The organism is Streptomyces sp. NPDC048643 (genome assembly GCF_040650615.1).
Lineage (GTDB): Bacteria > Actinomycetota > Actinomycetes > Streptomycetales > Streptomycetaceae > Streptomyces.
In genome coordinates this window covers 41,111-54,078 of sequence record NZ_JBEZHO010000039.1, presented here as the reverse complement: position 1 = coordinate 54,078, position 12,968 = coordinate 41,111, and the positions used below count along the sequence as shown (strand labels likewise).

Genomic DNA, 12,968 nt, shown 5'->3' with positions numbered 1-12,968 from the left:
CGAGCTCGCCTTGGGCGGCACCATCACTGGCGTTGCGCGGCGGTGGAGCGAGGGTGCCCCGAAGGCGGTCAAGGCGCGGAACCGATCGAGCTTGCGCCCATGGAGTCGACGGCGCCTTGAGAGCCAGGAGACGGTGCATTCGACGACCAAGAGGTTGGCCAAGCCTAGCCCCCGCCGGACAGACTTCCCCTACCTCGTGCTGCGCGGCCGACCACACCCCGCCCCGAGGAGGCTGCTCACCGGGCGTTGCTGCACCACCTTCGACGCGTCCCGGCGCCTTGTCCGGGCCGCGCCCACGTCACTTCCGTAGGGGTCGGAAGCCTGCGCGTATTTCTTCCACAAAGAGATCCGGCTGCTCCCATGCCGGGAAGTGACCGCCTCGGGCAAGCTGGTTGTAGTGAATAAGGTTGGGGTATGCGCGCTCTACCCAACTCCTCGGGGGACTATAGAGTTCGTTGGGGAAGACGCTTACGGCCACGGGGAGCTCGATTCCCTTCGCACCGAAGAAGGAGATCTTGTTCTCCGCGTAGAGTCGCGCCGCAGAGATGGCCGTATTGGTCAGCCAGTAGAAGGTGATGTTGTCGAGCACCTCGTCCCGCGTCAAACCATCTGATGGTCCACCGAAAGCGTGCGGTATCAGTTCAAGGCCGGGATCGAGCATGAACGCGGCCAGGCCGACAGGCGAGTCTCCCAGAGCCATCAGCGACTGGGGAAGCGACGCCATGGTGTAGGCGTACTGCACGTGCGCGTACATCGAGGTTAGCTGATCGACTGCTGCCTGTTCTGCTTCCGTGAGCTGCGTCCCGGTCGGTACCGGCCGGCCTGTCGCGAGGGCCAGGTCGATGTCGGGTGGCACCGCCCCGGCCATATTGGTGTGGAGGCCCACCAGCCCCGGGGGCGCCTGTACGCCCATGAGTTCTGTGATGATCGCGCCCCAGTCGCCGCCCTGCGCCGCGAAGCGCGTGTAGCCAAGGCGCTTCATCACCTCGGCCCAGGCCTGGGCGATCCTCTCGGGCCCCCAACCAGCCGTGGTCGGCTTGCCCGAGAAGCCGTACCCGGGCAGCGACGGCATCACGACGTGGAAAGCGTCCGCCGCGTCGGCGCCGTAAGCCGTCGGGTTGACCAGCGGGTCAATGATCTTCATCTGCTGGATGACGGATCCGGGCCATCCATGAGTGAGGATCAGGGGCAGGGCGTCTTCATGCTTCGATCGGACGTGGATGAAATGAATGTCGAGGTGCTCGACCTCTGTCAGGAAGTGCGGCAGGGACTGAAGTCTCTTTTCCGCCGTGCGCCAGTCGTACTGTGCCGCCCAGTACTCTGCGAGGTGCTGAATCGCGGCAAGCGGTGTCCCTTGTGACCTGTCGCCAACAGTTTCTCTATCAGGCCACCGCGTTGCAAGAATGCGCGTACGCAGGTCTTCGAGGTCTGCATCGGAGAATCCGAAGGAGAACGGGCGGATCTCTTCCCTGTCGAGAGCGGTAGTACTCACGTGAAGACTCCTCGGCATCGCTTGATCCAGTCGATCCCTCCCCTCCAAAGTTGCACCGCCGGGCCGGCTTCGCCCCCGTGGAATCCCCGAGTCTGTGATGCGCGCCCCGGGGGCCGACAGCCGCGCAACGGGCCGTCGCAGCGGTGGCCGCACCATCACGTGCTCGGGCGGGCGGGGTCGGCGGGTCAGTGCCGAGCACCGCCAGGACTTCTTTGGTTGCGGCGGTGGCAGGAGGCGACCACGATGAACGGCCAGAGCGATTGCATCGCCGTCACGACACGTTCAGCGACACCGACGGGACCGTGATGACGCACTTCTGCGAGTAGCCATGCCGCACCCGCGATCATCATCGCGGTGGCCGCAATGGAAGGTCGGCGCCGGAGAGCCCATGGAACTGCGGAACTGTCCTTGGCAGCCAGGAGCGGCCAGGCGGCCATGAGGAAGAATCCGACAGCGGCCACGGAACCATGGCGCAGAGAGCCGCCGGCGCTCGGCGCCGGAATCAGCGTCAGTGCGAGCGCCACGACTCCCCCGCCGGCGAGAGCCAACCGCCCGCCGAGCGCGGCTGGACGGAGCCCCCAGGCAGTGATCACGTAACAGGCGCCAAGCGCCAGCAACGCACACGTCATCACCCAATACCCGGCCGCTCCGTACGCTGCCAGGACACTGATCGTCTGCACCGACGGGTCGTAGGCAGGGCCTTCAAGCCACCCCGCCACGATCCAGCCCATGATCAACAGGACTGGAGCGAATCCCGACGCGAGAAGTGCCCACCTGTGAACAAATAGCACTCAAACATCATAAAAGATTCCACCTTGGCTTGTCCGTCGGCCGCCGACCACCCTCTGTCCACCTACGCGCGGCGCCCCTGCAACGGTGTTCTGAGCAGCGGCACTTCAGGCCCTCACACCGAGCACGGGGGCAACGTCCGGTCCAGTGAGCGGCTGCGGCCAAAGCGCCTGGCTGTCGGTGTGACGCGCGGTAAAGACCGACGTCGCGACATCGGCGGGCCCGCATGGCTGCGGACCCGCCGACGCGCTCAAGTGCCCTCATGCTGCACTTCCTACGACTCCGAGGAACTCCTCGCTGCCGTAGCGACGCACACGAGCCCAAGCGCCACGGCCAGGCCGCCGATGACTGCGTTGGTCCAGATGACGCCGGCATCAGGGTTCTCACCCACGATCCACGGCGCGATGATCATCCACACACCCATGGCCGTCAGAGCGCCACTCAGGCCGTACATACGCTCTGGAGCCTGAGTGAAGCCGAGGGCAAGCACACCGATCGCCACGCCCAGGATCACGTTGTGGACCACCAGGTTCGGCTGACTGGCCGTGAAGTGCACGACCCATGGGGACACAGCGCAGAAGAGACCGAGCAGAAATACCGGTCCGTCCACGAGCACAACATCCTGACCGCCCAGCAGACGGGCGTAGCGTTCCCTCATCTCCGGGACGTCAGGATGACTGGCTATGTCTCCACTATGGTGCGAAACGTTCGCCATGACTCCTCCAACTGGGAAAGCAACCCTTCTATGGCGGTGTGCACTAAACGAGGCGTCTGTCAATACTGCGCTTATTTTCCCCTTATGTACAGCGCTCGGGGCTGAGAGCGGACCGGCGCCACCTGGGCGATCACCTCGAAGACCTGCGGTCACCTTGCCGCGCGGCATCGTGGAGGGACAGACAGCGCCCCAGCCCCCATCCGGCACGTCGGAAGCCCTCCCGGGCCGTGCATTCGTCAGTGCCACCGCGCATGCGATCGCGGGCTGGCCGCATTAGCCGTGCACGCAGTGCTGCGACCGAACGGTTCAGCGGCTTGGCGGTACAGTCCGCGCATGAAGCAGCTCCCCTGCACCTTGGAAGCTCTTGTTGTGCGCACTGACTTCTCGGCGGACGGTGCCTGGGACGCACTTCGGGCGGCGTTGTATTCGCCCAGCAAGGACGGCTTCTTGGCCAACGTCGCGCTCGTCGATGACCGGAAGTACGAGGACTTGACGCCTGACCAGGCCATCGACCTGATCCATCCCTCGTACCGGCATCCCCTTCTCGTGCTGGCGGACTCCACGGCTGCCACGGCCGAACTGCCGCTCCTTGTGGTGGACCTGCGGGGTGATCGTGGGTGTTGTGTCCGCGTTGTGGCAGCCGAGCTGTGGAGTATCGAGAACAACCTCTCGGGCGCGAACATGGACTTCGAGGAGTTCGCCGTTGCCGTCGACGACGACGGTGTTTTCCGGGGCTTCTGAGCCACTGGCCGTCGGGCTCCGGCGGCGAGGGGGCGTCGGCCCCGGCGGATGCCCTTCTCACCGCGGATGCGGGCGCGTTCTCTGCGCTGAGCTGCGAGTACGTCGGGGTGCGGGCGTTGGTGTTGCGCCAGAGCATGTAGCGGTGCAGGGCCAGGGTCTGCGCGGGGTGGCTGCGGTGGTGGGAGTTGGCCAGGGTAGGACAGCCGCGTTTGGACAGTGGCCCGGCCGAGGACGCTCGACCGCGCCACTCTCGAGGGCGACGGATCACTTGGCCGGCGCCGGGTCGGCCACTCCGCCGCAGGTCATTGGGCTCGCCGATTGGGCTGCTTCGGGGGCATCGGCTGGGCTTTCCGCGGATCGCGCAGGTAGGTGACCACGGTGTTGGCCACTGCCACCAGCGGCACCGCGACGACGGCGCCCCCGATGCCTGCCACCAGGCCGCCGGCAGCCACCGAGAAGATGACAGCCAGGGGATGGACGTGGACGGCCCGGCCAAGGATGAACGGTTGGAGGATGTGCCCCTCGAGCTGTTGCACGCCCAACACGATGAGCAGCACGAGCAACGCGGAGAACACACCTTGCGTCACGAACGCGACGAGGATGGCCAGCACCCCTGAAAGGACCGCGCCTACCAAGGGGATGAACGCGCCCGCGAAGATGACGACGGCGAGCGGCAGAGCCAGTGGGACGCCGAGGATGTAGATACCCAGGCCGATGCAGACGGCATCGATGAAGGCGATGATGACGGTGCCGTGCACATAGGCGGTGAGGGTCTGCCAGGCGCGGGGGCCGGCACCGGAGATCGCGGGACGGGCATATCTGGGTACCCATTTGAGGGACCATCTCCAGACACGTGATCCGTCAGCAAGCAAGAACAGCGTGGAGAAGAGTGCCAGCAGTGCCCCGGAAACCACTTCGACAACGACCTTGAAACCGTGGAGACCGGCGTCGGTCAGTCGCTCGCTGCTCGACCCGATGCCGTCACTGAGCATCTGAGTGAATTCGTTGATCCTTGCTTCCGTGATGTGGAAGGGACTGTCGAGCAGCCACCGCTTGAGGTCCTCGACGCCTTCGTTCAGACGGCTGGACAGCTCACTCGCGTTTGACATCACCTGCCAGAAAATGAACCAGCCCACCAGCCCCACCAAGGCGAACCCGCAGACTGTCGTCAAGCCGGTTGCCAGCCCCTTGGGGACTCCGTGCCGATGCAAGCGTGCCACGGTGGGTTGCAGGAGTGCGGTGATGAGAAGCGAGGCAGCGAAAGCGAGTACCAGCACCCGAACAGCACTGATCGCCTGAACCAGTACCCACACCGTGGCCGCGAGAATGAGAAAGCGCCAACCGACCTCGGCGGCTACGCGTACACCCCACGGCACGGCCGCATACGGCTCCGGCCTCCCTTCACCGGAAGGCACGCGCACGGGCGGAGGCGGATTCCCGTCCGGGGGGCCGTCGACACTGTCGGCCTCGTCCGGAACGTCGTCCGGCTCCTGATCTTGAGCGTGACGGAGATTCAGCCAGTGCCCAAAATTCACGACCGCACCCGTCCTTCAAGGACTATCGCCGGACAGATTTCCGCCCCTGCGATGGGCAGCTCGGCCCTCCTCGGCAGGCACAACCAGCATTTAATACCAGCCTCGACCGAGGCCCGGGATACCGGAGCGACACAACCATCTCATCACCTTATCGGCCCAGAGATGCGAATCCCCCTTGCCTGCAAGGCCCGTAATCCGGGCGTGTGACGGTGTGCAGAATGCGGTCTCGATACTGCGAACGGTCCAGTCTGACTCCGGTGCCGTGATCCCGACATACCGAGGTCCTGACATCAGACTGAGCCTTTGCCAACCTGTCGTTTCGGCTGCTCACCGCCTCCCCGGCATCCAAGACTGGCGATCTGTCATCAAGACGCCTGAGCATTTCCTGACGACCGCCGTGGATCCCCGATGGGACGATCCCGGCAGCGCCGTACCGGTGCCACAGCTTTCTCAGTACGGCGCCATCACCAAGTCGCCGATCACCCGCAACCCGACTTGGGCTGCCAGCCACGGTGCACGCTCGGCCTCCACCTGCTTGACGTGGACAAAAACGGTGTAGTCGGCCGCAGGCTCCTCAAGGTCGAGGTCGCGGGCATGGACACACAGCGTGACGAATGCTCCGCGGGATCCCCCCACCCCCAGACCTACCTCGGGAGCCTCGGGCCAGGCGTTGAAGTCCCACCGCACCGTCGCTGGGCTGTCGCCCACCGCCTGGAGGAATGGCTTCACCATGTCCGGTGCCCCGGCCCAGCGTCGCAGCCAGATAGGCAAGAGGACCGACGGATCATCCCCACGCGCCGACGAGCCGCCTCTCCCCCCTTCCGCCCACCACTCGGCGTCCGGCAACACGGCCAGCAGCGCCGAAAGCGAGCGAGTCGAGGAGATCCGCACATCGAAATCGACTTCAAGGTCTCCCAGGTCGGCGATCCCAAGCAGCCTCTCGACTGCGCACAACCCCTCGGAGAGGTCCGCTGTTCTCAGGATGGGCTGCGCGTAGGAGTTGGACACGACAGTCAGTGTGCCAGTGAATGGCGTTGCCCAACCTGTTTGGCGAGCCCGCTGGTTGAGCTGACAGCCAGTCGAAGCCCCTGGTAGATGGGTTTCGACCAAGAGAACCGTGTCCACCAGAGGCTTCGCATGCTTGTCTACCCGTCCGGCGTGGACGTGTCCAGCTCCACCCTCCGCTTCCTCGCCGAGCAACTGCGCGAGCACCGCCATTCGATCGGCTCCCGCTGGCGAAGGCTGAGCGCCGGCCGCCAGACCCTCCTCGCGCTCGTCCACCTGCGCATGGGACACACCTACTCCCAACTCGCCGCCGGATTCGGCGTCGGGACCACGACCGCATACCGCTATGTCGCCGAGGCCGTCGACCTCCTGGCCGCCTTCGCACCCACCTTGGCCGATGCCGTCAGCACCGCGTCAACGGAGGTTCGTCCTCCTGGACGGGACGTTGCTGCCGATCGACCGCATCGCCGCGGACCGGCCCTTCTACTCCGGGAAACACAAGAAGCACGGCATGAACGTGCAGGTCCTCACCGATGCGCTCGGCCGGCTGCTGTGGGCCTCGCCCGCCCTGCCCGGAGCCGTCCACGACATCCGCGCGGCCCGCGAACACGGCATCATCGACGCCCTTGCCCAGGCCGACGTCACGTGCTGGGCCGACAAGGGCCACCGGGGCGCCGGCGGCACAGTCCGCATACGTTTCCCTGTTCCTTCTGGCAGTGAGTGAGCCTTTTCCATCATCGGTCTGAGCTGGCCAGATGCAGGGCGAGGACGGCCTGGACGAGGGCGGTGATCCGGGTTGTGGAGCACCGGAGCTTGCGCAGGAGCCACCAGTTCTTGAGGGTTGCCATGGCCTGCTCGACGAGGGCGCGGATCTTCGCGTGCGAGGGGTTCACCGCCTTCTGCGCTGGGGAAAGTGTCGTCCAGCGTCCCCAGTACGGGGGTCACGAGCCGACGAGTTCGACATGAGCCGCTGGAGGACCCGGCGCCGCGCCTCCTGGCGCCCTCACGCAGGCAGCCGCGCAGATGGGCCTGGGCAAAACTTCGTGCGCCGCATGAGGGAACTCGGTCGGCCGGAACGACAGATAAGAGAAGCACACGCCAGCGTGACCTGCCCCATGCCTAGAGGAAGGCGTGCGAAATCGACCGAGTCCCGGCAAGAGACCGGGCGGCAAGGAGTGCGCTGGCTCCTTTGCCGGACTGCGCAACCCGTGATGGGGCTGCGTGCCTTGCTGTGAGCACCGTGCTCCTCGCGGACGGCACGCGCCCTCAATGTCCCCTTCGGCCCACCCTGACCGGGTTCATCGGTGTCACTGTCGCCAGCGGAGTGACGCAATCACGCGACAACGAAACACCCAGAGTGAGGTATCAGCGAGCGACACCATCAATGTCACTCCTTCAGGAAGCTCGGCGCACCGACCAGCGATCGAGGCCATCAGGGTGGGCAGGAAATACCGCCGGGGCTGGGCCCTGCGAGACTGCTCGTTCCGGCTGCCGGTCGGCCGGATCTGCGGTCTGGTGGGCCCCAACGGGGCCGGAAAGACAACGCTGATGGCGATTGCAGCCAACCTGCTGCAGCCGACCGACGGCAGCCTCACGGTGTTCGGCGCAGCCCCCGAATCCGCGGCGACCGGACGGCGTACCGCGTTCCTCGCCCAGGAGAAGCCGCTGTTCCGCCGCTTCACCGTGGCCGAGACCCTGCGGATGGGCCGCGAACTGAACCCCGGCTGGGACCAGCGAGCCGCTGAGAACATCGTCCGGGCCGGCAATGTGCCCCTGGAAGCGAAGATCGGCACCCTGTCCGGCGGGCAACGCACCAGGGTCGCCTTCGCCCTCGCCTTCGGCAAGCGCCCCGATCTCCTGATGCTCGACGAGCCGATGTCCGACCTCGACCCACTGGTACGCCACGAGCTCATGACAATGCTCATGGCCGAGGCGGCCCAACACGGCACCACAGTAATGATGTCCTCCCACATGCTCAGCGAGCTGGAGAATGTCTGCGACTTCCTCCTGGTCATGTCCACGGGCGGACTGCGCCTGGCCGGTGGCGTCGACGAACTCCGCAGTGCCCATCTGCTATTGCGCAGCGGAGCCGGAACTCACGAGGGCGACAGCCAATGGCAGGGCCGCCCTCAGGCCGCCCCTGCAGAGCTGGCCTCTCACACGCTCGTCGAATACCACGCGAGCGGATCTCACATCACTGCTCTCATCCGCCCGCAGGGGCCTGTGAACGGCCATTGGCAGACCGAGACCCCGAACTTGGAAGAGCTTCTGCTCGCTTACCTGCGCTGCCCCGACGCACCACCGCTGATAACCCCTCAAGCCCAGATTCCGGGCCACGCATACGGCTCCAACGAAGCTCGGACGGTGAGCGCATGAACAACCTGACCCAAGCCGCCACCATCGGCTCCAGCAGTTCCAACGGGGCGCCGGCACGTCCCACGACTACGCGCACCCTTCGCCTCGGCGGCCTGAACTGGCTTATCTGGCGCCAGCACAGGGCCGGCTTCTGGACCCTGATCGCCGCCACCGCTGCCACCGTGGCCGTGCTCGTCCTTCAGCGTGCCGAGATGATGGACCACCTCACCGCACATGGCTGGCCCGACGCAGCACCCGGCAAGTGGCTCGAAGGCGTACACCCCATACGGTTCCAATTGGTCAGCTACGGCCTCGGCTTCATCCCCATCGTGCTTGGAGTCTTCCTTGGCGCGCCGTTGCTCGCCGGTGACCTGGAGAGCGGAACCGCCAAACTCGTCGCCTCGCAGTCCGTCACCCCCAGGCGCTGGCTGGCCACCAAGCTGGGAATGACCGCCCTGGTGGTTGTCGTATGCACGACGGCACTCTCCATCGCGTTCGGCCGGTGGTGGGGTCCGGTCAAGCAAGAGCCCACTGTTCTGGGATGGAGCGATGGATCCGCGTTCGACAACACCGGCCCGGTACCCGTCGCACTCGCACTCTTCACCGTCATGAGCGGTGTGGCGATCGGCATGCTCCTGCGCCGCACCCTGATCTCCATGGTCGTCACCTTCGCCGTGGCCGTTGCCGTCCAAGTCATCTGGCATTTCGAGCGGTTGGCCCTCGGGCACGTCGTCACCATCACCACTCATCAGGGCATCGGCCCCGGCTCACCCCGACCTCAACTTCCTGAAGCCGCCCTGGAGATCGACGAGTCGCTCATCTCGAACTCAGGGGAGACCCACGGCTGGGGCACCTGCGCCCACGAGATCTCGGGCAAGGTCTGTATCCAGAAGTACGACCTTGTGGGCTGGTCGGTGGACTACTTGCCGATCTCACAGATGCGCAGCATGCAGTGGTTCGGCGCCTCGGTCCTCTTCGCCCTGACCGCAGCCGTCACGGCGTTCATCCTCATCCGAGGCCGCAAGCGCATCGTCTGACACCTACGAATCCGCCCCGGGCGCCCGATCGGCCCATCTCACGCTGCCGCCCGTGAGGTCCGACCTCACTCCGAAGCCGGCCTACCGCGGCGCATGCCCACGCCGGCCAGCGCGCTTTGCCGCGCATGCTCGACCGCCTCGGTCAGCGTCGCGATGTCGTAAGCGCCGTGGTGGCGGCGACCGTTGATGAAGAACGTCGGAGTACCGGACGCGCTGCTCAGGTCGGCGGAGCTCACGTCCTCGGCAACTCGGTGGGCACCTCGATGCTCCTCGAGATCCTGCCGGAACGCCTCGACATCCAGGCCGAGTTCCTGAGCATGGTGCAACAGGTCTGGGCCCGTCAGGGCATCTTGTCGCTCGAGCAGGAGATCGTGCATCTCCCAGAACCTGTTCTGGCGCGCGGCCGCCTCCGCAGCCTCCGCCGCCAGTTGGGCATTCGGATGCACGTCCCGTAGTGGGAGGTGCCGCCACACATAGCGGACATCGGTCTCACTGCCCAGCAGGCGACGGACCACCGGCTCGGCCTGCCCGCAGTACGGGCACTCGAAGTCGCCGTACTCGACCACGGTGACGGTCGCCTTCTCGGGACCGCGAATCCTGTCACGCCGTACGTCGACGCCCACTGCCAGGTCGGTCACTTGATCAGCATCGCCCAGCAGTGCCCTGGCTCTGCGGACCGGCGAAAGGAGACCGATCACCGCGGACACCACCCAGGTGAGCACGAACGCACCGATGATGGTCGCGAGGATCCCGATGCGTGCTTGGTCGAGTTCCTCTCCCTCGAGAGCCAGCGATGCGATCAGCAGGGACACCGTGAAGGTCGCCCCAGCCATCGCCCCGCCCGCAGTGACCGATCCCCATCCGACATTGGGACGCAGTTTTCCGCTCGACAGCGCGTTGGCCGCCGAAATGGACGTCAGGACCGCAAATGTCTTTCCCGCCAGACAGCCGATCAGAATGCCCAAAGTGATGGGCGACGTGAACGCCTCGGCAAGTTTCGCCGAGGTGATCTCGATCCCGGCATTGGTCAAGGCGAACACTGGCACGATGCCGAAGCTCACCCACGGCAGGAACTTCCGTTCCAGGCGCTCGTTCGGCGAGATCGCCGTGGCAAGGCCTCGCACAGCCGAACGCTGCCGCTCAGGCGTGGGCTGCTCACGAAAGAGGAGGAAAAGGTTGCTGGCGCGCTCGAGGCTGCCACGTGGGGCGGGATAGGCGATGACCAGGCCTCCCACGGCTAGCCCTGTGACCACGGGATCCACCCCGGCTTCGTACAGCGCCACCCATACCACTACGGACAGCAGGGCACAGTACACACCGCTGTGGACGATCGTGCGACGGACCACTGCAATGACCAGCAGGGTACCCAGAGCGACCAATAGTGGTGCTACATGCACTTCCTCACTGTAGAAGAGTGCGATGACCACCAGCCCCACCAGGTCGTCGATGACCGAGATGGTGAGCATGAACGCTCGCAACGAGGCCGGCAACCGGGATCCGAGCACCGCAAGAATCCCGAGCGCGAACGCACTGTCGGTGGACATGGCCGTACCCCAGGCGTGCACCGAGTCCCGACCGGTGTTGACCGCGACGTAGATCAAGGCCGGAACGACCATGCTGGTCACCCCCGCGACGGCGCTGAGCAGCAACCAGCGGCGGTCCCGCAGTTCGCCCACGTCCAGTTCGCGCCGTGCCTCGAGGCCGACGACAAAGAAGAACAGGCTCATCAGCCCGGCGTTGATCCACTCGTGAACATCCAACGACAGATGATAGGTATCCAAGCCGATGGTGAAATGCGCTCCCAAGAAAGCCTCATAGGAGTGCAGATCGATGGTGGCCCACAGCAGGGCCGTTACCACCGCAACAACAAGCACTCCTGCACTGGCCGTTCTGGCCTGCACGAATGTGCGCCAGCGCTCTGTGCTTTGACTGGACCAACTCCACCGCGTCTTGTTGAGTTCATCGCCGTTCACGTAGCCGATTATCGCTGTGGATGCACATAAGCATCCGTACGCCCGCCTCCCGGAGCCGCATTGGAGTAATCGTTACAAAGGGGTACACGCCGACCTCAGCCCATTGGCCCAAGCAGTCTTGGCACCATCCCATTGAAGTATCGTCAGGCAGAGCCACGACGACGAGGCCGACCTGGACGTCGGATGCTGTGGCACTTCCCGAGCCTGGCACGCGGCTGTCCTGTACGAGCGGACTACCCGAACCCTGGCATGAAGGATGACAATGGAGAATATGCTGCAGGCAGTTGGTCTTTCCATGATGGAGACCGATGTGTACCGCTCCCTCGTTGCGGGCGTAGCGGCATCACCACGAGAGGCGGCCATCGCTGCGGGAGTCGACGAGGACACCGCGCGACGACTCCTTGTCACCCTCGAGGAAAAGGGACTTGTCCATACCGTGGATGGGCTTCCCGGACAATTCGCACCGAGCGCTCCTGACGTGGCGCTGATGCCTCGACTCGAACGCAGCACTGAAGACCTGAACAAAGCACGTGTCGCCATCGCCGAACTCATGGATGCATACCGTCACCACAGCCGGGGTTCGGACGTGGAGCGCGTGGTCGAAATCATCACCGGCGCAGGAGCGGTGAGACAACGATTGCAGCAGATCCAGGACGGTGCGCGTGAGGACCTCTTGTGGTTCTGCAAGGCTCGATACGTTGCCATGCCCTCCGGGACGAACCGTGCGGAGTTCGATGCCTTGCGCCGCGGTGTCGAGTATCGAGTCCTCTACGAACGAGCCTTCTTCGACGAAGGCGGCACCGTTGACAACGTAGTCATGGCGGTGCGCGCGGGCGAGATGGCCCGCGCCGTGCCTGCTCTGCCGCTCCGTATGGTGGTTGCAGACCGAACGGTCGCCATCTGTCCGCTCACGTCAACCGGTCCCGCTGACACTCCGCGTGAGGTGTCAGCGATGGTGATTCGCGAGAGCAGCCTGCTGGAAGCACTCACTTCGTTGTTCGCGCGCTACTGGGAGGTCGGGGCTCCCCTGCGGGTCACAGCCGAGGGAGGAATAGGCGGACCGGGACTGTCGACCGATGAAGCGTCGATCTCGCCGGAAGACCAGCACCTCGTCTCCCTGATGATCGCCGGCATCACCGACGGCTCGATAGCGGGACAGCTGGGGGTGAGCAGGCGGACGGTCCAGCGACGGCTCCAAGTACTCATGAACCTGGCGGGTGTTTCCACCAGAATGCAGCTCGGCTGGCACGCAGCACGGCGAAATTGGATCTGATGACGGGTGGACGCGCTCCGGGCCACCGCCCCTCTATCGCTGTGCCCGCAACC

The 12,968-nt window shown here is 65.2% G+C and carries 10 protein-coding genes and 3 pseudogenes; 5 read left to right on the top strand and 8 right to left on the bottom strand.

Annotation, left to right across the window (positions count from 1 at the left end; translation table 11 throughout):
- Positions 1–298: 298 nt before the first annotated feature.
- From AB0C62_RS30360 to AB0C62_RS30350, 3 genes are all read right to left on the bottom strand, one after another.
- Positions 299–1,492 (bottom strand): epoxide hydrolase family protein, encoded by a 1,194-nt coding sequence (locus AB0C62_RS30360; RefSeq protein ID WP_362978547.1) that lies wholly within the window; start codon positions 1,490–1,492, stop codon positions 299–301.
- A gap of 185 nt (positions 1,493–1,677) precedes the next feature.
- A complete protein-coding gene (locus tag AB0C62_RS30355) occupies positions 1,678–2,283 on the bottom strand; it encodes a DUF998 domain-containing protein (protein ID WP_362978545.1) in 606 nt (201 codons plus the stop codon).
- A 272-nt stretch (positions 2,284–2,555) separates the two neighbouring features.
- Positions 2,556–2,996, bottom strand: coding sequence for an SPW repeat protein (locus AB0C62_RS30350; RefSeq protein ID WP_362978543.1), 441 nt, complete (start codon positions 2,994–2,996; stop codon positions 2,556–2,558).
- 333 nt (positions 2,997–3,329) lie between these two features.
- Here AB0C62_RS30350 and AB0C62_RS30345 point away from each other — a divergent pair, with 333 nt between their 5' ends.
- A complete protein-coding gene (locus tag AB0C62_RS30345; RefSeq protein WP_362978597.1) occupies positions 3,330–3,737 on the top strand; it encodes a hypothetical protein in 408 nt (135 codons plus the stop codon).
- A 20-nt stretch (positions 3,738–3,757) separates the two neighbouring features.
- On the opposite strand, the pseudogene AB0C62_RS30340 reads toward AB0C62_RS30345, so the two are convergent.
- The 3 genes and pseudogenes from AB0C62_RS30340 to AB0C62_RS30330 all read right to left on the bottom strand — a co-directional run.
- Positions 3,758–3,933, bottom strand: a pseudogene (locus tag AB0C62_RS30340) (IS630 family transposase); the annotation flags it as partial.
- Between the two features lie 106 nt (positions 3,934–4,039).
- Positions 4,040–5,272 carry an AI-2E family transporter gene (locus tag AB0C62_RS30335; RefSeq protein WP_362978541.1) on the bottom strand — a complete coding sequence of 411 codons (1,233 nt, stop codon included), beginning with the start codon at positions 5,270–5,272 and terminating at the stop codon, positions 4,040–4,042.
- A 450-nt stretch (positions 5,273–5,722) separates the two neighbouring features.
- Complete coding sequence (locus AB0C62_RS30330) at positions 5,723–6,280, bottom strand: hypothetical protein (protein WP_362978539.1); 558 nt, start codon at positions 6,278–6,280, stop codon at positions 5,723–5,725.
- A 129-nt stretch (positions 6,281–6,409) separates the two neighbouring features.
- On the opposite strand from AB0C62_RS30330, the pseudogene AB0C62_RS30325 reads away from it, so the two are divergent.
- Positions 6,410–6,971: pseudogene (locus tag AB0C62_RS30325) on the top strand (transposase family protein); the annotation flags it as partial.
- 40 nt (positions 6,972–7,011) lie between these two features.
- Here AB0C62_RS30325 and AB0C62_RS30320 read toward each other — a convergent pair.
- Positions 7,012–7,215, bottom strand: a pseudogene (locus AB0C62_RS30320) (transposase family protein); the annotation flags it as partial.
- A 442-nt stretch (positions 7,216–7,657) separates the two neighbouring features.
- Here AB0C62_RS30320 and AB0C62_RS30315 point away from each other — a divergent pair.
- Positions 7,658–8,653 (top strand): ABC transporter ATP-binding protein, encoded by a 996-nt coding sequence (locus AB0C62_RS30315; protein WP_362978595.1) that lies wholly within the window; start codon positions 7,658–7,660, stop codon positions 8,651–8,653.
- Complete coding sequence (locus AB0C62_RS30310) at positions 8,650–9,669, top strand: ABC transporter (RefSeq protein WP_362978537.1); 1,020 nt, start codon at positions 8,650–8,652, stop codon at positions 9,667–9,669. The genes AB0C62_RS30315 and AB0C62_RS30310 overlap by 4 nt, the downstream gene beginning before the upstream one ends.
- Positions 9,670–9,734: 65 nt before the next feature.
- Here the strand turns inward: AB0C62_RS30310 and AB0C62_RS30305 are convergent, their stop codons facing one another.
- The gene (locus AB0C62_RS30305; protein WP_362978535.1) at positions 9,735–11,642 is read right to left on the bottom strand and encodes a Na+/H+ antiporter NhaA; all 1,908 of its coding nucleotides are present in this window, start codon (positions 11,640–11,642) and stop codon (positions 9,735–9,737) included.
- Between the two features lie 271 nt (positions 11,643–11,913).
- On the opposite strand from AB0C62_RS30305, the gene AB0C62_RS30300 reads away from it, so the two are divergent.
- Entirely contained in the window at positions 11,914–12,915 is a 1,002-nt protein-coding gene (locus AB0C62_RS30300) for a helix-turn-helix domain-containing protein (protein WP_362978533.1), read from the top strand.
- The last annotated feature ends 53 nt before the right edge of the window (positions 12,916–12,968 follow it).

Bases quoted from the DNA above. Each gene is read 5' to 3' on its own strand.
- AB0C62_RS30350 (WP_362978543.1), bottom strand. From the start codon at position 2,996: ATGGCGAACGTTTCGCACCATAGTGGAGACATAGCCAGTCATCCTGAC.
- AB0C62_RS30345 (WP_362978597.1), top strand. From the start codon at position 3,330: ATGAAGCAGCTCCCCTGCACCTTGGAAGCTCTTGTTGTGCGCACTGAC.
- AB0C62_RS30310 (WP_362978537.1), top strand. From the start codon at position 8,650: ATGAACAACCTGACCCAAGCCGCCACCATCGGCTCCAGCAGTTCCAAC.
- AB0C62_RS30300 (WP_362978533.1), top strand. From the start codon at position 11,914: ATGCTGCAGGCAGTTGGTCTTTCCATGATGGAGACCGATGTGTACCGC.